Here is a 20,278-nt window from a genome sequence, read left to right on the forward strand (position 1 = left end):
CCTGAGTATACACGGCTAGTCGGGAATTCTCACCAAGCCGGGCGTGGTCGCTTCCCACAGGAAAAGTTACAATGGGGCATTTACTGTTCGCGGCCCTGCCCACACCTTTCATGCAAGGCCTCCACGACTGAAAACGGATTCCCGCACTATGGCTGACACACAGGCAAAAACTCCGGTGGTACTGATTATTCTCGATGGCTTTGGCTACCGCGAAGCCCCCGAGGACAACGCCATTTACCACGCCAACACGCCCACCTGGGATACCCTGTGGAAAAACCAGCCTCACACCCTGATCTCCGGCTCCGGTCTCGACGTGGGCCTGCCCGACGGCCAAATGGGTAACTCAGAAGTCGGTCACATGAGCCTGGGCGCCGGTCGCATCATTTATCAGAACATCACCCGGATCGACAAAGAGATTGAAGACGGCAGCTTCTTCGACAACGCGGTATATAAAGAGAATATCGATAAAGCCGTAGCCGCCGACAAGGCGGTGCATATTCTCGGCCTGTTGTCTCCCGGCGGCGTTCACAGCCATGAGAACCACCTTTTCGCCATGATGGAAATGGCTGCCAAACGGGGTGCCAAGAAAATCTATCTCCACGCCTTCCTCGACGGCCGCGACACACCGCCCCGCAGCGCCAAAGCCTCGCTGGAACGAGCCGACGCCAAATTCGCCGAACTGGGCTGTGGCCGCACTGCGTCAGTGGTCGGTCGCTATTACGCCATGGACCGAGATAACCGCTGGGACCGCGTAGAAAAAGCCTACCGCCTGCTGACCGAAGCGGAAGGCGAGCACCGTTACGACAGTGCCACTGAGGCACTGGCCGCCGCCTACGAGCGCGACGAGAACGACGAATTTGTCGCCGCCTCGATTATTCAGGCCGACGGCCAGCCCAGCGGCGCGATTAACGACGGTGACACGGTTATCTTTATGAACTTCCGCGCCGACCGCGCCCGGGAAATTACCCGCGCCTTTGTCGACAGCGACTTCGATGGTTTCACCCGCCGCAAGCAACCTGCACTCGCCGGTTTTGTCATGACCACCGAGTACGCCGACAGCATCGACGCGCTCGTGGCCTATCCGCCGGAAACCCTGCACAACAGCCTGGGCGAGCTGCTGGCCAACAACGGCAAAACCCAGTTGCGCATTGCCGAAACCGAAAAATACGCCCACGTGACCTTTTTCTTCAGCGGTGGCCGCGAAGCCCTGTTTGAGGGCGAAGATCGCACCCTGATCAACTCTCCCGATGTCGCCACCTACGACCTCAAGCCGGAAATGAGCGCACCAGAGGTCACCGAGGCACTGGTCGCCGCCATCCGCAGCGGCAACTATGACGCCATTATCTGCAATTACGCCAACGGCGACATGGTCGGCCACACCGGCGTGTTCGAGGCTGCCGTCAAGGCGGTGGAAGCACTGGATGATTGCCTCAAGCAGGTTACCGACGCGGTCAAAGAGGTTGGCGGCCACTGCCTGATTACCGCCGACCACGGCAACTGCGAGCAGATGGTCGACTACGATGCAGAGCAGCCCCACACCCAGCACACTACCGAGCTGGTGCCCCTGGTCTATGTGGGCAGCAAAGCCGATGTCAGCCTGAAACCGGTCGGCGGTCGCCTTGCCGATATCGCCCCTACCATGGTGGCCCTGCTTGGCCTTGATCAGCCCTCAGAAATGACCGGCGTCAACCTGATTAATCCGGCCTGAGGACGACACCATCGCGCCGAGCACCGTCATGCGCCATTGCCTGATTCTGCTGCTCGGCGGCCTGCTCGCCTGTGCCGCCATGGCGGAAGATTCTGCCGACACCCGCCGCCAGCTCGACGCGTTGAACAAGCAGATCGGCGTTTTGAAGCAGAATATCGGCCAGACCCAAAAAGCCAAAAGCCGGGCAGCCCGAGAACTACAGGAGGTTGAAACAGAAATCGGCAAACTGGCTGCCAAACTGCACCGCACCCGGCAAGAACGCGACAAGCGCCAGCAACGTTTGGGCACACTGGAACGCCAGCAGGGGGAACTGCGCAACAAGCAGGGACGCCAGAAAGCCCTGATCGCCGAACAGATTCGCAGCGCCTATGTACAGGGTCGCGAAGGCCAGCTGAAAATGCTGCTCAACCAAGAAGACCCACAATCCCTCAGCCGCCTGATCAGCTACTACGACTATGTGAACAAGGCGCGCAGTCAGCAGCTCCGCGAATACCAGAGCACACTGACGGCACTGAGCGAACTGATCCCCGAAATTGCCGAGGAAACCGAAGCCCTGAGTGATACTGAAAAGCGCCTCGCCCAGCAGCAGGAGCAACTCAAGGTGCAGCAGCAACAGCGCGAACGCAGCCTCGCCAAGCTTGATCGAGAACTCAGCGGCCAGCAGCTCGATCTCGGCGCCCTCGACAAAGAACGCAAGAACCTGGAAGGCGTGCTTGAAGCGATTGAGCGGGAAATTACCAATATCGCCATTCCCGACAACTACCGTCCCTTCAAACAGATGCGCGGCGCCATGCCCTGGCCGGTGGCCGGCAAACGTCTCAACCGCTTTGGCGCGCCCCGCCAGGGCAGCGCCATTCGCTGGCAAGGCATTCAAATTGCCGGGACTGAAGGCGACGCGGTACGCGCCATTCACAATGGCCGTGTAGTCTACGCCGACTGGCTGCGCGGAGCCGGCCTGCTGATTATTGTCGACCACGGCAACGACTACCTCAGCCTCTACGCCCACAACCAGAGCCTGCTTCGCAGTGAAGGTGACTGGGTGCGCGGCGGTGAAGCCATCGCCACCCTTGGCAACAGTGGCGGCCTGCGTCAGAACGGTCTCTACTTTGAAATCCGCTACAAGGGTCGCCCCACCAACCCTGCCTCGTGGTGCCGCTAGGCGACAAGCCACGGCCAAGCCCGCTACAATGAATCCATTCAACCGGCCGCGCCCTGCGCCGCCCTGTGTAAAGCCGTATTGGAAACCTGAAATGCCGCGTCGACTTCGCCAGATACTCGCCCTTCAATTTGTGCTGCTCGCCCCGCTGGGATTCGCCGACACCGACAGCAGCGATGCCGAGCAACAGGGCGCCTTACCACTGCAATCCCTGCGCAACTTCGCCGACGTGTTCAATCAGATTCGCCGCGCCTACGTGGAAGAGGTCGACGACGAAACCCTGCTGGAAAATGCCATTCGCGGTATGCTCAGCGGCCTCGACCCCCACTCCGACTATCTCGATCCGGACTCCTTCGACACTCTGCAAAGCCACACCACCGGCGAATTCGGCGGACTGGGCATTGAGGTCGGTATGGAAAACGGCTTTATCAAGGTCGTCGCCCCTATCGACGACACCCCTGCCCAGAAAGCGGGGATCCAGCCCGGCGACCTGATTATTCAAATCGACAAACAACCCATCAAAGGCCTCAGTCTTCAGGAAGCCGTGGCCCTGATGCGCGGCCCGAAGGGCAGCAGCGTGCGTCTGCATATTCTTCGCGAAGGCGTGAAAGCGCCGATTGAACTGGACCTGAAGCGCGACATCATTACGGTGGCCAGCGTGCGCGGCGAAATGCTGCAACCCGGCTACGGCTATCTGCGCATCTCTCAATTCCAGAGCCGCACCGGCGAGGACCTGCGCAAAGAGCTGAAAAAGCTCAAGGCCAGCCGCAGCGGTTTACAGGGCTTGGTACTCGACCTGCGCAACAACCCGGGCGGCCTGCTGCAAGCCTCGGTGCAGGTAGTGGACACCTTCATCGATGAAGGTTTGATTGTGTACACCGAAGGGCGCCTGCCCAATGCCTTCAGCCGCTATATGGCCAGCCAGAGCAGCCCGGCTGACACGACACCGCTGGTCGTACTGATTAACGGCGGCTCTGCCTCGGCCTCCGAGATTGTTGCAGGCGCCCTGCAAGACCACCGCCGCGCCATCATCCTCGGCACGCAAAGCTTCGGCAAAGGCTCCGTACAAACGGTGTTACCGCTGTCGGAGGAAAGCGCAATCAAACTGACCACCGCCCGCTACTACACTCCCGGCGGACGCTCCATTCAGGCACAGGGAATCATCCCCGACATCGTGGTCGATCGCGCCCGCATTGAATCACTGGGCGAAGAAGATCGAGTAACCGAAGCCGACCTGGCCCGCCACCTCGGCAACGAAGACGGCAAGGAGAGCAACGGCGACAACCGTATGATCGACAGCGCCGCCAGCGAACTCGCCGCGACCGACAACCAGCTCTACGAAGCCCTGAACCTGCTCAAGGGGCTGAACATCATGTCGGCCAACAGCCAGCAACTGGCCAAGCGCCGACTGCAAGACTCGCAGCCGCAACAGACGGAAGAGTAAAGAGAGAGGACAGATGACGAGCGTATCTGCTCTCTATAAAAAGATGCTCCAAAAAGGAGAGAAGTAAAATGAGTGAGCTCTTTAACTTTGGTCAGCAGATTCTAGCCAGCCAACCCTTCAGCGCATTACTGGGAACAGAGCTCACGACCTTTGAGCCTGGCAAAGCGGTACTGTCACTGACCGTGCGCGATGAGCTCAAGCAGCAACACGGCTTCGTACACGGCGGCGTACTAAGTTACCTTGCCGACAACGCCCTGACCTACGCGGGTGGATCAATGCTTGGCGATTCCGTTACCTCCGAGTACAAAATCAACTATCTGCGCCCGGCGATTGGCGACCGTCTCATTGCAACCGCTACCGTTATTTCGTCGGGGAAAACCCAGGCGGTTTGCCAGTGCATTGTCTCCATCATTGGCGAACAGGGTGAGCGCGACGTCGCGGTTGCACAGGGCACCATCACCAAAGCAGCGCCCAAGGCCTGAGCTTACAGGGATGGCGCGCTGATGAGTGATTTCTCCAGCGCATTGACCACACCCTGGCCCAGCGGCAGCAGGAAGATATCGCCGTCGCTGACGCCATCCATCGATACACCCAGCAGATAGCGCTCGCTCACTACGTATTCTTTTTCCGACTTATAACTCACCGACGTATTCCAGAAGCGCTCATCCGCCTCGTTTACCCCGACAACCTGCAAAGCCAGCTTGGGCGTCACCCTGACCACCAGTTGCTCCAGCACGCCGATCCCCGCACGGGTAATATCACTGGAGGGGTAGGACAGATAACCGTAGAGGTTCATATAAGCCCGCCCTTCAACCACCGGGTACTCAAAGCGAATCGCCGTCAGCTCATTGTCTTTGCCATACACCATAACCAGCTCCGATTCCCCCGCCTGCATTAGCGGTATTCCCGACGCTTCCCTTACACCGCCGACCACAATGCGCTCAAACTGACGCAACTGGGCATCAATCGCTGCCGATGCCTCCTCGTCCAGCGCACGGCTTACCGCCTGAAAAATTCGCTGCACTTCGTTGATGCGTCGCTGATCCTTGTCGTCCGACTCGGTCAGCTCATTCAGCGACTGAAAATCCACCGTCAGGCTGCGCATCTGCACATCCCCCTGGTAATTGTGGGTCAACGGTTGATTGGCACAGGCCGCCAGCAACAGCGTGGCGAATGCGAGTAAGGCTCGCAGCATGGTGGTTTCCTCAGGAGGGTGGTCACGCCGGGGTGGCGCGGATATGCGGAAATAATAACGCAGTGGCGATATTTGGGAAGTAGCTGGGAGTCGATAAAACTAGTGTTTTAACGACTCCCAGCCTGTCAGCAAGAGAAAGGACGTTGAGCAACTCACTCCCCGCGATCGATCTCCATTTCCGAATCGGAAAACTCCACGCTGTGACTGAGGCGCATTCTGACGATCATATTGCTGCTGGAATCCGCGGAGTCGATGGCGGTGTCTTTGGAAATTTTGCCGTCTTTAAACAGCGTGAACAGAGCATCATCGAAGGTCATCATGCCCGCATCTTTACTCTGCTCCATGGCGCTTTTTATGCCATCGACATCGCCCTCTTCGATCAGTTGGGAAATAAAGGGCGACTGCAGCATCACTTCAACGGCGGGAACGCGTTTGGCGTCAACACCCGGCACTAATCGCATGGCGACCACGCCTTTAAGGTTTAACGCCAAGTCGGCGAGCAATTGTCGATGAGCGGTATCAGGGAAGAAGTTGATGATGCGATTCAGCGCCTGGTTGGCGTTATTGGCGTGCAGCGTGGCCAGACATAAGTGTCCGGTTTCGGCATAGGCGATCGCATGCTGCATGGTTTCCCGGTCACGAATTTCGCCGATCAATATCACGTCGGGCGCTTCACGCATGGCATTGCTCAACGCCGCCGAGAAACTTTCAGTATCCAGCCCGACTTCACGCTGATCGACAATGGATTGCTGGTGGGAATGCAGGAATTCGATGGGGTCCTCAATACAGAGAATATGGCCTGACTGTCGGCGATTGCGGTAGTCGATCATCGACGCCAATGTGGTGGACTTACCAGAACCCGCCGCGCCCACGACCAGCACCAGACCACGATTAAGGCCGATCAGCTTTTTCATAATCGGCGGCAGTGACAGGGCATCCAAACTGGGGATGATGCTTTTGATATAGCGCACCACCATCGATACTTCACCGCGCTGCCGATAGAGGTTGAAGCGAAAGCGGCCAATGTCATCAAAGCTCAGAGCGAAGTTGAGCTCCATAGTGCGCTCGAAGGTTTTTTTCTGGTCGTCAGTGAGAATCGAGTAGGCCAGCTCTTTGGCCTGACTGGGAGCCAGTGGCGACTTGCCTACCGGGTAACTGACGCCTTCAATTTTTATATTCGGCGGCGCGCCGGTACTGAAGAACATGTCCGAGGCATCTTTCGACACCATCAGCAGCAGATAATCCACCAATCCCTGAGTCATGCACCCCTCCAGTTCTATAACGGCCTGGCACTCGCTATGCCGCGACAAAAAAGATCGTCGCAAAAATTGCTATCAGACTCGTCCATTAGAAACACAGCGGCATGCAGACATCAATCCGTAGAGGCCGGTGAACAGGAAGAGGATATTGTGCCGCCGCGAGATGGCGGCACGGACTCACAGACGAACTTCGACGCCACGCTCCGCCATATAGGCTTTCGCTTCGGGAACGGTGTGTTCGCCAAAATGGAAGATACTGGCCGCCAGCACCGCATCCGCGCCACCTTCGGTCACGCCTTCTACCAGATGATCGAGGGTGCCAACACCGCCTGAGGCAATCACCGGCACCGGCACGGCGTCGGCAATAGCGCGGGTCAGCGCCAGATCGTAACCGGCTTTGGTCCCGTCACCATCCATGCTGGTGAGCAGCACTTCACCGGCACCGAGTTCCACCATTTTGACCGCCCATTCCACGGCATTAATGCCAGTGGGTTTGCGGCCACCATGGGTAAAGATTTCCCAGCGCGGGCTGCCGTCGGCGTTGTCGTCGACGCGTTTGGCGTCGATGGCAATAACAATACACTGCGAGCCAAAACGCTCGGCAGCTTCGCGGACGAACTCGGGGTTATGAATGGCCGCCGAGTTGATGGCGACCTTGTCGGCACCGGCATTAAGCATGGCGCGAATATCTTTGATCTCTCGAATGCCCCCGCCGACAGTCAGCGGAATAAACACCTCGGCGGCAATCTGTTCCACGGTGTGCACGGTAGTGTCGCGCTCTTCGTGGGTGGCGGTAATGTCGAGAAAGGTAATCTCGTCGGCGCCCTGCTCGTTGTAGCGCTTGGCGACTTCCACCGGATCACCGGCGTCGCGAATCCCGACAAAATTCACGCCTTTCACCACGCGGCCTTTGTCCACATCCAGACAGGGAATAATGCGTTTTGCCAGAGCCATCTGCCTTACCCTCGATTACTGACCGTCGCAGAAGCGCTGCGCTTCCGCCAAATCCAGCTCGCCTTCGTAAATCGCGCGCCCGGTGATGGCACCGAGAATGCCCGCCTCGGCAACTTTTTGCAGCGCACGAATGTCGTCCATATTGGTCACCCCGCCCGAGGCGATGACCGGCAAGCTGGAGGCCTGAGCCATGGCAACGGTGGCGTCGACATTCACCCCCTGCATCATGCCGTCGCGGCTGATGTCGGTGTAGACGATGGAAGACACACCGTCCTGCTCAAAGCGCTTGGCCAGTTCGGTGGCCTGAATATTGGACACTTCCGCCCAGCCGTCGGTGGCCACCAGGCCGTCTTTAGCATCCAGCCCCACAATCACTGCGTCGGGAAATTCTTTACAGGCTTCGGTAACAAAATCAGGCTCTTTCACCGCCTTGGTGCCGATGATTACGTAGTTCACACCCGCCGCCAGATACTGTTCGATGGTATGCAGTGAACGGATGCCACCGCCGATTTGAATGGGCAGATCGGGGTAGGCTTTGGCAATCGCCATCACCGCTTCGCCGTTAACGGGCTTGCCGTCGAAGGCACCGTTCAGGTCGACCAGATGCAGGCGACGCGCACCCTGTTCCACCCAGCGGGCCGCCATTTCTACCGGGTCGCTGCCGTACACCGTGGCGTCGCCCATTTCACCCTGGCGCAGGCGCACACACTGGCCGTCTTTCAGATCGATAGCGGGGATAATCAACATAATTCAGAAACCTTGAAATACTTAGGAGACGGGCCGGAACACGGGCTGGCCGCCATCCCAACGCAGGAAATTGCTCAGCAGACGCAAACCGGTATCACCGCTTTTTTCCGGGTGAAACTGTACGGCGAAGACGTTCTCACAACTCAGCGCAGCGTGAATCTCTACGCCGTAGTCGGCAGTCGCGGCCACGTAATCGTCGGCGTGAATATAGTAGCTGTGCACAAAATAGAAACGGCTGTTGTCCTCGATGCCGTCCCACAGCGGGTGGTCGATGGTCTGCTTCACCGTATTCCAGCCCATGTGTGGCACTTTCAGCCGCTGGCCGTTGGCGTCTTTCAGATCATTGCCAAAAAACTTCACGGTACCGGGCAGCACATCTAGGCAGTCGACGCCGCCGTTTTCTTCGCTGCGCTCCATCAACGCCTGCATGCCCACGCAAATACCCAGCATGGGTTTAGAAGCCGCGACTTCCTGCACCAGCTCGTCGAGGCCGCGATTTTTCAGCTCAGCCATACAATCGCGAATCGCGCCCACGCCGGGGAAAATCACCCGATCAGCGGCCAGAATAGTCTCGGGGCAGTCGGTAACCTGCACCTCAACGCCATCGCCTACTTTGTGCAGAGCGCTGGCAACAGAGTGCAGGTTGCCCATGCCATAGTCGATGACGGCAACAGTCGATTTACTCATGCGTGATTCTCGCTCTTACAGACAGCCCTTGGTCGACGGGGTGATGCCCGCCATGCGCTCATCCACCGACAGCGCCATGCGCAGCGCACGGCCGAAGGCTTTGAATACCGTCTCCGCCTGGTGGTGAGTGTTAGTGCCGCGCAGATTGTCGATGTGCAGCGTCACCTTGGCGTGGTTGACGAAGCCGTGGAAGAACTCGGAGAACAGATCCACGTCGAAACCGCCCACGCTGGCGCGGGTATAGGGCACGTGGTACTCGAGACCGGGACGGCCGGAGAAGTCGATCACCACCCGCGACAGGGCTTCGTCCAGCGGCACATAGGCGTGGCCGTAACGGGTAATGCCTTTCTTGTCGCCCACGGCTTCGGCAAAGGCCTGCCCCAAAGTAATACCGATATCTTCCACGGTGTGGTGATCGTCGATGTGCAGGTCGCCCTTGGCGTTCACGGCCAGATCGATTAGGCCGTGGCGGGCGATCTGATCCATCATGTGATCCAGAAACGGCACGCCGGTCTCAAAGCTGGACTGGCCAGTGCCATCCAGATTGATGCTCACGGTAATTTGCGTTTCGAGGGTGTTTCGGCTGATTGTCGCCTTGCGCTGATTCATCGACGTCTCTACAGAAGATTGCGTACAATGGCGCATTATAGAAAATTCCCCCCCTGTATGACAGCCAACTGAGTGCGGATAAATGCCCGTATATTCTGAATACCTCCGCGAGCCCACGCAGCAGGATCAAGACGCCCTGGCGAAGCTCTACCCCAACGATGCCGAGGCCCTGATTGACGCCGCGAAAAAGGGCCGCCTGCTACTGATCGGCGGACGCTTCAACGGCAGCCTGATCTCAGCGCTGACGCTCACCCCGATTCACGGCGGTGATTACGAACTGGCGCGCCTCACGGTGCGCGACATCACCCGCCGACGCGGCACCGCGCGACAATTGCTTATTCAGTGCATGAAAGACCTGCCCGATGACTTGCGCAGTATGTCTGCCGACATCAGCAAAGCCCCTGAACTGAGCAGCCTGCTCACCGAGCTGGGCTTTGAAAACCTCGGCCACTGCTGGCAATGGCAGCGCCCGCAATCGTGAGTAACAGCTTCAGCCTGCGTCTGTTGCGCTGGTTCGACCAGCACGGACGCAAAGACCTGCCCTGGCAGCAAGACATCACCCCCTACCGGGTGTGGGTGTCGGAAATCATGCTCCAGCAAACCCAGGTCGCGACCGTCATTCCCTACTACCAGCGCTTTATGGCGCGCTTCCCCGATGTGGAGTCGCTGGCCGCTGCCGATATCGACGAGGTATTGGCCCTGTGGACCGGACTGGGCTACTACGCCCGTGCCCGCAATCTGCATCGCGCCGCACAGGCGGTCATGAGCGACTGGAGTGGAGAATTCCCGCACCATCAGGACGATATACAAACCCTGCCCGGCATCGGCCGCTCCACCGCCGCCGCCATTACCAGCATCGCCTGCGGTGGCAGCGCCGCCATCCTCGACGGAAATGTAAAGCGCGTACTCAGCCGCCACGCCGCCATCGATGGCTGGCCCGGCAAGCGCGAGGTCGAACAGCAACTGTGGACGCTGGCGGAACAGCACACCCCGAGCAAGCGCACCGCCGACTACACCCAGGCGATCATGGACCTCGGCGCCACCCTCTGCCGCCGCAGCAAGCCAGACTGTGAGCGCTGCCCGGTGGCCGACGACTGCAAAGCCAAAGCTATGCAGCGCCAAAGCGACTACCCGGGCAAAAAACCGCGCAAAACCCTGCCAGTAAAACGCACACATATGCTGCTGATTGAAAATACCGCCGGAGAAATCCTGCTGGAAAAACGCCCTGCCAGCGGTATCTGGGGCGGCCTGTGGAGCCTGCCGGAAGTGGAAGACGATGGCGATATCACGGATGCGTTGGAACGATTAATCGGCTTCGAGGCGCTGCCGCAGGCCCTCGGCGAACTGCGCCATACCTTCAGCCACTACCACCTCGACATCCAGCCCCAGCACATCCGCCTCAGCCGCGAACCGGCCCGCATCATGGAAGCCAACCGCCAGCTTTGGTATAAGGGTGCCCAACATCAGCCATTGGGGCTCGCCGCCCCGGTGAAAAAGCTGCTCGACAGCCTGCTGCAAAACGATTTATTTACGGACTGATCACCATGACCCGCACCGTCTTTTGCAAAAAATACCAGCAAGAACTCGAAGGCCTCGACAAGCCCCCCTACCCCGGCGCCAAAGGCCAGGACATCTTCGAGAACGTCTCCAAGAAGGCCTGGGAAGAGTGGCAGGCCCACCAGACCATGATCATCAACGAGAAACAACTCAGCATGGTCGACCCCAGCGCCCGCAAATTTCTGCAGGGAGAGATGGAGAAATTCTTCGCCGGCGAGGATTTCGAAAAGGCCGAAGGCTACGTGCCACCCAGCGAGTAAGTCACTGTTTTGAGGGGCTTGACTCCCCGAAACGGAACAGGTTTAATACGCGCCTCTTGCGACGCTCATCAGTAGTGACGCCTATGCCCAGATAGCTCAGTCGGTAGAGCAGTGGATTGAAAATCCTCGTGTCGGTGGTTCGATTCCGCCTCTGGGCACCACTCTTACTTCAAGCTTTTTTCCCATTTCTAGCCAAAGCTTTTTCAGCTCCGGGGTCTTCGCCGCTTCTGCGTGTTGATCTGCAATAATTGCCGCTGCAGGAAGCCCGAGTATTTCTGCTACTTTGATGCACTGCTCATCGTTTAGGGTTTTGCATCGTCCCGTCTTATGGTTGCTCACTGCTGATCGGGTTATCCCTATTTTTGCTGCCGCTTGGTTATCGCTCGGCAGTTCCAGTTTAGTTTTTACTGCTTGAATGAAATAGTAGCTTTCCATTGGTGCCTCCTTTTCTATGTTCATTATCGCTTGACATATTCTAAATCTGCAATGTACATTCGCAATCGACACTGTTCACTGGCGATGTACAAGCTATGGAAAGCAGCAAATCTTATATCAGATCGATTGATTTCATTTTATACGACGCCTTCTTCCTGATCGTCTGCCCGTTTTTCCTCTGGCTCTCCCTGTCTCTGACCGCCCTCGGCTTGCCCCACATCGTTACCGCCGCAATGACTGCTCTTTGGGTCGTGCTCCGTGGTCTCTACTTGCTGGGGCGTTTTTTACGCTGGCGGGGTGCTCATCATGCCTGATCTGTCTTTTGTGTTTACTCACGACTTCTACGCCTTTTGTTTTTTCTTTGCATTTGGCTGGGCGTGCTTTTCGCTGGGGAGTAGGTAATGCCTGAGCAGCTCCCGCTATTTGACCAGGTAGTTTTGCCAGCCCCTCCGGTACTCGATCTGCTGCCACGCCCAACACTGCTATGCGCATCCTGCGGCTTCCACTGGGACTGGCTCGACCATAACGGCAAGTGCGCCGCCTGCTCGATGGATGACGTTAAATGCTGAGGATCCCGATCTGGCAGGAGCCTGATGGCTCTACTCGCAAACATGCCCCCTACTGGGTGTATGAGCTTTTGGCACAGTGGGCAAGGGCAGAGCATCACGCCCACGTTGATATTTACCACCGCTTGCAGGGACGCGAGCGCTTTATTGCCTATCAAGCCGAGCTTGCACACCACGGATCACGTCGCGACGCGCTCACTTGTCTCCGAGGCGGTGGCTGTATCGCTCGCACTGATATTTTCCGCCGTGAATACCTCGCAGAGCTTGCCGAACTCGCCGAGCTGGCAGGGGCGGTCCCTGTAACACCGCCCCTTTGTCCCATGGGTGGGACTCACCATCGCAAATCGCTCAAAAATTACGCAGATCACTGGCGCCAAAATAATGCTTATTGACTGGGTAACTGTCCGTGTAAATCTCGAGCATTGCAGCGATCAAGTGCGCGCCGCAGCCCTTGCACTTGGTGACCGTATTTGCCGCTACTGCCCGACCTCTGGCGAAATACGCTATGAGTCTCAAGCATGGGACTCCATCCGCTCAGACAGCCATCAGGTATCTATCCGCTGTACAGGTGATCTCTGGATACAGGGTAGTCCCGCTCGCCTCATGGGGGACGGTTGCGCTGTCTTCGGTTCTGGCGCATCCCGCGCCCTTGATCTTGTCGGTTGCGTCAACCGCATGACCCAGTTTGTTCAGGACTATCTCGGCGCGGGTCAATTACCCGCTATCGATCTCTGGAAGGTCACTCGTGTTGACGTCACCGGCAATCTGAAGCTCAAGGACTTGGGCGCTGTCCGGGAAGCCCTATCTATCTTGCGCAATTGTGAGGGCGGCCGGTACCGGGTTAGCCAGCAGAAGGGCGATACCGTCTATTGGTCTCACAGCTCGAAGCACCGTAGCGGCAAAGCTTACGCCAAAGGCCCGCACCTCGCGCACATGATGAAAAAGCCCGACTACACCGGGCGATCTTACACACCACAGGAAATATCAGACGCCAGTCAGTTGCTGCGTCTTGAGCTGTCGTTGAAACGCGAATTTTTCGCCCGTTGTGATGATTGGAAAGCGTTGACCCCAGCCGATTTGAAGGCCGAGTGGGACTCATATTTTGAGCGAATGATAGGGGGTGCCGAAGTGGGTACTGAGCACGATCTCAAGAAACGAATTTTAGAAGCCGCCCCCACAGAGGGCCAAGGCCGGGCCGCGTGGGGCCTGTGGTGCATCATCAAGGCGCAAGGCTGGGATTCTGCCCGTGAATGTAATTCTAAAACCACATGGTATCGAAATTTAAAGATTCTGCGTGCTGCCGGACTCGGTGACGCGGACATCAGCGCGGGTAATGTCGTCGCGCTTCGCAAACGGATCATCGATGCACAGATGGTCAATGACTGGTCGCAAATCGCGGCGTAATTACTGGAGAAAATACCATGTTGAAAATTTCTATCGTCAAAGGCTTTGATCAGCCTGTCTCTCGCAACACTCAGAACGGCACCCGCTGGCATCAGATCGCGTATGCCCATTTTGGCGGCGCTTATCCCGCTGAGATTCGCATCCCTCTGGCTGATCCCAATGGTGCTTACCTCGTCGGCGATTACGTGCTGGACAATTCGTCTTTTCGGGTTGGTAAGTACGGTGATCTGGAGATCAATCCTTTCCAGCTTAAGCTTGTTCAGCCCGCGCGTGCTGCTGTTGCTCAAGCGCCACAACAGGCTAAGGCCTCCTAATGGCACAAGTCGTCGCAGTCTGTGATGGCAACTGGGTGACCTCCGGGGCTCTGACCGGCAATCACCTCATTTGTGACGGCACGCTGACACAGGCGGCGTGGCCGCCTCCCTCATTGCTTCCGCCTCTGTCTATCGCAGAGGCGGGAACAATTCTCACATCAGCCGCTGTGCTCTGGGCGCTGGCGTGGGCGTTTACCAAGATCAGAGCAGTAATGTAACCCCAACTCAACCTGAAGGAGTGTCCATTATGGATATGACCGCTGTAACTGACTTTATCACCGGCGACGCAACTACTGCTGTTGCAACCGTTGGCGGTGCCGCTCTGGTGCTAATCATCGGCCTTAAAGTCTGGCGCTACCTGCGCAGCGCAGCCTAAAAACTGCGATCCACTGGCGGGGCTTCGGCCCCGTTTTTTATCAAGGTGAAACATGGAAACAGGAATGGAAGGATGGCTAGTGCTCGGTATCGTTGGCCCTGCCTTGTGGCTGCTCTTTTCGCGGCTCTAGCTAACGGCGCTTACGCTGCGAATTCTGAATACACAAAGGTCCAGACCGCTTTTAAAGACCCTTCGGGCGGTCGCACCGTTTATGGCTCATTCATCGCTAAGACCAAAGTCAATACGCTCCCTGCTGTTTACAATAACGTCAATTTGCCCGCGTCTGCCCGTACTGTCGGCAAAATGGCAAGGGGTGCGCTCGGCGGGCCTATTGGCGCTGCATTGACTGCCGCTGCTTTGCTAGATGACCTTATTGCACAAAAGAACCCTCAGACCGGCGATTGGGAACTGGTGAAACCACCGGAGCCATTTAGTGACTGTCCGGCTGGCACGGGGGGGTACAGTTACTGCCAAGCTGTTCCTCAAGGCCTCCGCGATGTTGCGCATACGTGTGTCTCAACATCAACTCAGGGCGTCCAAACAGTATGGGGCAGCGCCCCGGTGCCTTATGGCTCGTCATATACTAGTGTTGCACCGGCTGGCGCTGACTGGGTTGGTAACTGTGGGGCGTATGCTATTTATAGAATGCCTGCTGGGTTATCGGAACCAACGACAACGCCTGCCACCGATTCCGAAATCTATGATGCGCTGTCCGATCACATGAATATGCAGGACTGGCGCGACCTTATGGAATGGTTTGCTCTTAACCGCAAGCAGGACTATCTCAACGATAATTTGTCGGAGCTGAAGCAGGCTCTGGACCAGATCGCCAATGCTCATCAGCAGGCGGCTGACAATAATCTCACCCTGGACACAGATATTGAGATCGTTACTAATTCATCGACTGAGAACATAAATAATTACAATACTGAGTTGACCGAGATACAGAAGTTGCTGAATCAGATCGTCAACAATACCACTAATATTACCGTTGAGATGGACGCATCTAAAATCGATATTCCGACCGACTGCGATTTCCACCCTACTATCTGCGCATTTATTGACTGGTTCAAAACTACTGAACCGTTACCTGAGCACCCCGATCTGCCCGTTGAAGATATCGGCCCTGAGACATTTAATAGTGGCTTAGGCTCTGGCAGTTGTCCCGCGCCTGTGCAATTCAGTTTTCACGGTCAATCGATGGAATATAGTTATCAACCGGCCTGCGACGCTGCACCGTGGTTTAAGGCGATACTAATTACCATCGCCGGTATCGCTGCCGCCTATATCCTGCTGGGGGTGCGCCAGAATGCTTAAATTCCTGATTGGCCTCGTTACTTGGATGTTGTCCGGCCTAATTGCTCGCGTCCTTATCGGGGCGGGCCTCACCGTCATTACATCTGTCACACTCGGCGCGCTTGTTGAATCTGCTATGCAGGACGCTATCGCAGGCCTGTCGGGTATCGCGTCAGCCGCTTTTCAGCTCGCCTTGCTCGGCGGGGTTGCGGACTTCTTTTCTATTATCGGATCAGCATTGCTCACCCGCGCTGCGATACGCGCTGCAATGGCGGGCCTAGGCCTTAAAACGGGATCAAGCTCATGATTATTCTGGTCACCGGCGTCCCCGGCTCAGGCAAAACGCTTTACAGCATCGGCCTGATACTTGACTGGCTAAAGCAGGGCAGGGACGTATACGCCGACATTGACGGCCTTAATATCGACGGCGTACAGCCTGCCCCTGATGATTGGCGGGATACTCCTGACGGTTCAGTCGTGGTCTATGACGAGTGTCAGCAACGCTACGGCCCTGACGGTCAGCAAGGCCGATCTAAGCGCGACGATATCGCTGCAATGGAAGTCCATCGCCACACCGGTCACGACATATTGCTTATCACTCAGCATCCCAGCTTGCTGCACAATCATGTTCGGCGCTTGGTCGGCAAACACCACCATGTGTCCAGGGTGCTCGGTGGCAACGTGGCTAAAATCTACACTCAGGACAAGGTCATTAAGGTAGACAGTCGGACCGACCTCAACGCATCGGATTTGCAGACATGGCCGTACCCGAAGAAACATTTTGAACTCTACCAGTCTGCCACCGTCCATACGCACAAATTCAGGATGCCGAACAAAGTAAAATACGGCCTTGCCGCGATGGCTCTACTCGTCGTTGGCGCTGTCTATATGTACCAGACAAGCACGTTCTTCCATCCGGACCTAAAGGAGGAGGGGCCTCCCGAAGGTTCCACCATGCTTGCAAGCCTCGACACTTCACCCGCGCCTATCGCTGTCTCTGAGCAACTACCCACCCATGAGGTCCCCCTTGCTGGGTGCATCAGTTCGTATCGAGGCTGTCACTGTTATGACGAGAGCATGACGCCAATCGCGATGGATGAAGTCCAGTGTCTCAACACACTGGCAAAGCCACTGCCACGGCGGATTGCGGCTGTGAACGGGCGCACGTCAGGAGCACCGTCACAGCCGCAACCGCAAAGGCAAGCAGCCCCTAAGCGAGAGACAGTGCAGCTCAGAATCCCGGATTACGTCGATTAATCAATGAAGCGGTGGATCTTCCTCACCTTCGCATAAACCATTTCTGGTGTGCTCATCGTATCTATCGTCACTTGCTCAACGATGAACGTTTGTGCATCAGGTGCTGGTAAAATGATGACATCGTTCAGCATAGGTCTTATTTCAAGCGACAACTCCCATCTAATTCCATATTCCTTTTCGATAAATGTCACTTGCATTTCTGAATGATCCTTTTCAGTTTTTCGCTATTTCAGCGCCTGCGGTATCTCCCCGTCAAGGGGTTGGTGCGGCCCGCAGCGCAGCGAGGACACGGCCCCTTGATCGGCACTCCGTTAATCACGCTTAGCAAGGGGGTGCTGGTGTCTTTTCGCCAGCATCCCTGCCGCGCGGCGAGCGTTCCCAAAGGGCCCCCGGAGGGCCTGCGGAGCATACCCCGCAGGTTATGCGCCGAGGATCTGCACACCAGGTTAAGCCCATTCGCAACCTATTGTTTTTAATGTGATTTTATGGCTCTATTTTTATGTCATTGCCGTTATGGATGATCACGTGTGAATAGCTCTGCTGATATTGAGCAGGTTTTAAGGGACTATGGCTTAAGGCGTGTGCAGTCTCGATCTTGGGATGAGGCAGCCGATCGGTGGGTGATGACCACCTCTCATAAAGCTGATCACCACCGTGATATTGCTAAGCTTCAGTGGTTGGCGCCCTACTTCTCGGGGCTTCGTTTGTCCGACATAGACGAGGATTTACTTTTTCAGGTTTCCCATATCAAAAAGCAGGAAGCTTCACCGTCAACTGCGAACCGTCATTTGGCACTGATCAGATCGATACTTCGGGCAGCCCGTGATGATTGGCACTGGATACACTGGGTGCCTCGAATACGCTTCTTTCCAGAGCCTGAGCACCGCGTACGCTGGTTAAGGCCGTTAGAAGCTCGAAATCTGATATACCAGCTCCCTCCCCACTTGTCTGCAATGGCTCGCTTTACCCTTGCAACAGGACTTCGCCAGAGCAATGTCAGCTACCTGCGGTGGGATCAAATAGATATGCGGCGCTCTTTGGCGTGGGTTAATGCAGCAGATAGCAAATCTCGGCGATCTTTTTCTGTGCCTCTCAATCGCGCTGCTCAATCAGTCCTTACTGAGTGGTCCGGCACCCATCCCAACTATGTATTTGTTTACCAGGGTAATCCTGTCTCGCGCTGCTCAACGGCCGCATGGACAAAAGCCAAAAAGCGAGCAGGCATCCAGGATTTTCGCTGGCACGATCTCCGGCACACATGGGCCAGTTGGCATGTTCAGAACGGAACGAGTCTCTACGAATTACAGGAATTGGGGGGATGGAAAACGCTCGATATGGTCTTGCGGTACGCGCACTTATGCGGTGATCAGTTGGTCGCTGCTGCTCAGAGAGTTGACAAGAATTGCGCCGAAGTCTTTGATTTTTAAGCAGAGGATTGAAAATCCTCGTGTCGGTGGTTCGATTCCGCCTCTGGGCACCACTTAATTCTCTGATATTACTAGACTTTTAAAAACTCCCAACATAATTGCGATGTGGCAATGCCGTTATTGTCGAGCAACCGGACAAATACATGGGCCCTCTAAAGCTAATCGCTTCGCCCAGCAGATAAGAATCAGCCAAGGCACATGCCACACCTCAGATAAACTCTCGGCAGAAGCAGCTAACCGCATTTTCGGGGCTGGCAGACGGGCGAATTTGCCCAACACAACGCGCGACTAGTCGTGCTGAGCACTCGCCCTTTGAATAAGTGAAAACAGCAGATCCACAACCCCCTTGGCTACATGTTCGTCAGCTAAGAACTGTGTCGCCAACTCTTTATGCGCCACCATTGAGCTAATCACCGCATTTTGAACAGCAGAGGGGAACTCTCCCAGCATCGCCTGCTCTTTGCTGTTGTTGCGAACCTGGTCCATTACCCCCGAATTTTCATTCACCTTGCTGGCCAAGGAATTGAGCCAGTTGACTTTGTCGTCATCCGTCAGGTCTTCACCAACAAATAATTCGTTGAGACGCGCGATAATTTGGGACAGTTTTTCGTAATCCTGTTCTCGAGGGTTGTGGCCACCGATTGCCGTTACACCAGTGACGTACCCCACTTTATTGGGCTCCAACACAATACGCTGCTGACGAACTTCATTGAGCTTATAGTGAGTCATCACCACTTCACTGAGGTCGATATCCTCCTTGATTTGCTCTTCGCGCAGGAGCGGCAGTAAGTGCGTCGCGTAGACCGCCAGCCGTTCCAGGTCCTCATCGCTGAAATCCACCACTTGAGAGATAAACTCGTAGTACCGACTGAAAGACCTCAGGTTCTTTTTGAAGGTATCAAGAACGTCCTTTGTCTCCTTAGCCAGACTGAGAGCATGCTCAGCCCGCTTTATTGCCACCTTGTTATTTTCGGCCTCGGCTTGATTAAGCGCGCTCTGAGCCTCCTTAACCGCCTCCATTACAGCGCTATATCTCGCTCCATAGCGCTCCACAGCAGGTCTACAGGCAGCCACAAGCGCGGGCTGCTTCGCCTTCGGATTGAAGTAGGCCTCAGCGAACTGCTCGACCTCTGCCCATTGAAAGATTCGCTCGTCCTTCAAGCTCTCCATCAGGTCGTAAACCAGGTTGGGGTCTGACACTGCTGCAATCTCAGCGGTCTGGTAATACTTCTGGAATTCGTCGAGGATGTCCTGCGGGTCGTTCACGAAGTCGAGAATGAAAGTCCGGTCCTTGCCGGGATAGATTCGATTCAATCGCGACAGGGTCTGAATGCAGTCCACCCCCGCCAACTTCTTGTCCACATACATTGCCACCAGCTTGGGTTGGTCGAAGCCGGTCTGGAACTTGTTGGCGACTATCATGACCTGATAGTCCGGGGTATCAAAGGCTTCCCGCATGTCTCGACCTTTCAGACCTGGGTTCATGTTGCGCTCGGTAAAGGGCTCGGGGCCTGACTCCGGGTCATTCACATCACCCGAGAAGGCCACCATTGCGCTGATACCGGTATACCCTGTAGTGGTCAAGTAAAACTGGCCACGGGTTTATAAGTTTTCCAGTACATACTTT

At 56.3% G+C, this 20,278-nt stretch carries 23 protein-coding genes and 1 tRNA gene; 16 read left to right on the forward strand and 8 right to left on the reverse strand.

The features are described 5' to 3' along the window. Nucleotides 1-148: 148 nt before the first annotated feature. The 4 genes from gpmM to AC5DB9_RS06075 all read left to right on the forward strand — a co-directional run bounded on the left by gpmM (nucleotide 149) and on the right by AC5DB9_RS06075 (nucleotide 4,790). The gene (gpmM, locus tag AC5DB9_RS06060) at nucleotides 149-1,708 is read left to right on the forward strand and encodes a 2,3-bisphosphoglycerate-independent phosphoglycerate mutase (protein ID WP_272989297.1); all 1,560 of its coding nucleotides are present in this window, start codon (nucleotides 149-151) and stop codon (nucleotides 1,706-1,708) included. 28 nt (nucleotides 1,709-1,736) lie between these two features. Continuing rightward, complete coding sequence (locus AC5DB9_RS06065) at nucleotides 1,737-2,867, forward strand: murein hydrolase activator EnvC family protein (RefSeq protein WP_272989300.1); 1,131 nt, start codon at nucleotides 1,737-1,739, stop codon at nucleotides 2,865-2,867. A gap of 91 nt (nucleotides 2,868-2,958) precedes the next feature. Next, nucleotides 2,959-4,308 (forward strand): S41 family peptidase, encoded by a 1,350-nt coding sequence (locus AC5DB9_RS06070; protein ID WP_272989301.1) that lies wholly within the window; start codon nucleotides 2,959-2,961, stop codon nucleotides 4,306-4,308. A 68-nt stretch (nucleotides 4,309-4,376) separates the two neighbouring features. Beyond that, nucleotides 4,377-4,790, forward strand: coding sequence for a PaaI family thioesterase (locus AC5DB9_RS06075; RefSeq protein WP_272989304.1), 414 nt, complete (start codon nucleotides 4,377-4,379; stop codon nucleotides 4,788-4,790). A 2-nt stretch (nucleotides 4,791-4,792) separates the two neighbouring features. Here AC5DB9_RS06075 and AC5DB9_RS06080 read toward each other — a convergent pair whose 3' ends face one another. The 6 genes from AC5DB9_RS06080 to hisB all read right to left on the reverse strand — a co-directional run bounded on the left by AC5DB9_RS06080 (nucleotide 4,793) and on the right by hisB (nucleotide 9,759). Continuing rightward, nucleotides 4,793-5,503: a hypothetical protein gene (locus AC5DB9_RS06080; RefSeq protein ID WP_022959323.1), complete on the reverse strand. Its 711-nt coding sequence runs from the start codon at nucleotides 5,501-5,503 to the stop codon at nucleotides 4,793-4,795. Nucleotides 5,504-5,655: 152 nt separating this feature from the next. After that, nucleotides 5,656-6,765: a PilT/PilU family type 4a pilus ATPase gene (locus tag AC5DB9_RS06085; RefSeq protein WP_272989308.1), complete on the reverse strand. Its 1,110-nt coding sequence runs from the start codon at nucleotides 6,763-6,765 to the stop codon at nucleotides 5,656-5,658. Nucleotides 6,766-6,939: 174 nt separating this feature from the next. Next, on the reverse strand, nucleotides 6,940-7,716 hold the full coding sequence (gene hisF, locus AC5DB9_RS06090; protein ID WP_272989311.1) for an imidazole glycerol phosphate synthase subunit HisF: 777 nt from the start codon (nucleotides 7,714-7,716) through the stop codon (nucleotides 6,940-6,942). Nucleotides 7,717-7,731: 15 nt separating this feature from the next. Continuing rightward, nucleotides 7,732-8,463, reverse strand: coding sequence for a 1-(5-phosphoribosyl)-5-[(5-phosphoribosylamino)methylideneamino]imidazole-4-carboxamide isomerase (gene hisA, locus AC5DB9_RS06095; protein ID WP_022959320.1), 732 nt, complete (start codon nucleotides 8,461-8,463; stop codon nucleotides 7,732-7,734). A 21-nt stretch (nucleotides 8,464-8,484) separates the two neighbouring features. Continuing rightward, nucleotides 8,485-9,150, reverse strand: a complete 666-nt coding sequence (hisH, locus tag AC5DB9_RS06100) for an imidazole glycerol phosphate synthase subunit HisH (protein ID WP_272989316.1) — start codon at nucleotides 9,148-9,150, stop codon at nucleotides 8,485-8,487. 15 nt (nucleotides 9,151-9,165) lie between these two features. Then, entirely contained in the window at nucleotides 9,166-9,759 is a 594-nt protein-coding gene (hisB, locus tag AC5DB9_RS06105; RefSeq protein ID WP_022959318.1) for an imidazoleglycerol-phosphate dehydratase HisB, read from the reverse strand. A gap of 82 nt (nucleotides 9,760-9,841) precedes the next feature. Between hisB and AC5DB9_RS06110 the strand changes: the two genes are divergently transcribed. The 11 genes from AC5DB9_RS06110 to AC5DB9_RS06160 all read left to right on the forward strand — a co-directional run bounded on the left by AC5DB9_RS06110 (nucleotide 9,842) and on the right by AC5DB9_RS06160 (nucleotide 17,224). After that, on the forward strand, nucleotides 9,842-10,240 hold the full coding sequence (locus tag AC5DB9_RS06110; protein ID WP_272989323.1) for an acetyl-CoA sensor PanZ family protein: 399 nt from the start codon (nucleotides 9,842-9,844) through the stop codon (nucleotides 10,238-10,240). Beyond that, nucleotides 10,237-11,298: an A/G-specific adenine glycosylase gene (mutY, locus tag AC5DB9_RS06115; protein WP_273033426.1), complete on the forward strand. Its 1,062-nt coding sequence runs from the start codon at nucleotides 10,237-10,239 to the stop codon at nucleotides 11,296-11,298. The genes AC5DB9_RS06110 and mutY overlap by 4 nt, the downstream gene beginning before the upstream one ends. Before the next feature lie 5 nt (nucleotides 11,299-11,303). Beyond that, nucleotides 11,304-11,576 carry an oxidative damage protection protein gene (locus AC5DB9_RS06120; protein ID WP_022959315.1) on the forward strand — a complete coding sequence of 91 codons (273 nt, stop codon included), beginning with the start codon at nucleotides 11,304-11,306 and terminating at the stop codon, nucleotides 11,574-11,576. Between the two features lie 85 nt (nucleotides 11,577-11,661). After that, a tRNA-Phe gene (locus tag AC5DB9_RS06125) sits at nucleotides 11,662-11,737 on the forward strand. Between the two features lie 369 nt (nucleotides 11,738-12,106). Further along, entirely contained in the window at nucleotides 12,107-12,325 is a 219-nt protein-coding gene (locus tag AC5DB9_RS06130; protein WP_272989330.1) for a hypothetical protein, read from the forward strand. Between the two features lie 633 nt (nucleotides 12,326-12,958). Next, nucleotides 12,959-13,981, forward strand: a complete 1,023-nt coding sequence (locus AC5DB9_RS06135) for a phage/plasmid replication protein, II/X family (protein ID WP_272989333.1) — start codon at nucleotides 12,959-12,961, stop codon at nucleotides 13,979-13,981. Nucleotides 13,982-13,998: 17 nt separating this feature from the next. Beyond that, the gene (locus tag AC5DB9_RS06140) at nucleotides 13,999-14,295 is read left to right on the forward strand and encodes a single-stranded DNA-binding protein (RefSeq protein ID WP_272989336.1); all 297 of its coding nucleotides are present in this window, start codon (nucleotides 13,999-14,001) and stop codon (nucleotides 14,293-14,295) included. Between the two features lie 247 nt (nucleotides 14,296-14,542). Then, nucleotides 14,543-14,671: a major capsid protein gene (locus AC5DB9_RS06145; protein ID WP_272989339.1), complete on the forward strand. Its 129-nt coding sequence runs from the start codon at nucleotides 14,543-14,545 to the stop codon at nucleotides 14,669-14,671. A gap of 72 nt (nucleotides 14,672-14,743) precedes the next feature. Next, on the forward strand, nucleotides 14,744-15,988 hold the full coding sequence (locus tag AC5DB9_RS06150; protein ID WP_272989343.1) for a virulence factor TspB C-terminal domain-related protein: 1,245 nt from the start codon (nucleotides 14,744-14,746) through the stop codon (nucleotides 15,986-15,988). Beyond that, a complete protein-coding gene (locus AC5DB9_RS06155; RefSeq protein ID WP_272989346.1) occupies nucleotides 15,981-16,274 on the forward strand; it encodes a DUF2523 family protein in 294 nt (97 codons plus the stop codon). The genes AC5DB9_RS06150 and AC5DB9_RS06155 overlap by 8 nt, the downstream gene beginning before the upstream one ends. Further along, nucleotides 16,271-17,224 (forward strand): zonular occludens toxin domain-containing protein, encoded by a 954-nt coding sequence (locus AC5DB9_RS06160; protein ID WP_272989349.1) that lies wholly within the window; start codon nucleotides 16,271-16,273, stop codon nucleotides 17,222-17,224. Before AC5DB9_RS06155 ends, AC5DB9_RS06160 begins: the two co-directional genes overlap by 4 nt. Here AC5DB9_RS06160 and AC5DB9_RS06165 read toward each other — a convergent pair. After that, nucleotides 17,221-17,415, reverse strand: coding sequence for a hypothetical protein (locus AC5DB9_RS06165; RefSeq protein WP_483263649.1), 195 nt, complete (start codon nucleotides 17,413-17,415; stop codon nucleotides 17,221-17,223). The two genes, AC5DB9_RS06160 and AC5DB9_RS06165, sit on opposite strands and share 4 nt — an antisense overlap. 336 nt (nucleotides 17,416-17,751) lie before the next feature. On the opposite strand from AC5DB9_RS06165, the gene AC5DB9_RS06170 reads away from it, so the two are divergent. Further along, entirely contained in the window at nucleotides 17,752-18,651 is a 900-nt protein-coding gene (locus AC5DB9_RS06170; protein ID WP_273009017.1) for a tyrosine-type recombinase/integrase, read from the forward strand. 288 nt (nucleotides 18,652-18,939) lie between these two features. Here AC5DB9_RS06170 and AC5DB9_RS06175 read toward each other — a convergent pair whose 3' ends face one another. Next, nucleotides 18,940-20,235 (reverse strand): type I restriction enzyme subunit R domain-containing protein, encoded by a 1,296-nt coding sequence (locus AC5DB9_RS06175; RefSeq protein ID WP_286855295.1) that lies wholly within the window; start codon nucleotides 20,233-20,235, stop codon nucleotides 18,940-18,942. Nucleotides 20,236-20,278 lie beyond the last annotated feature (43 nt).

The organism is Spongiibacter sp., from assembly GCF_984394615.1.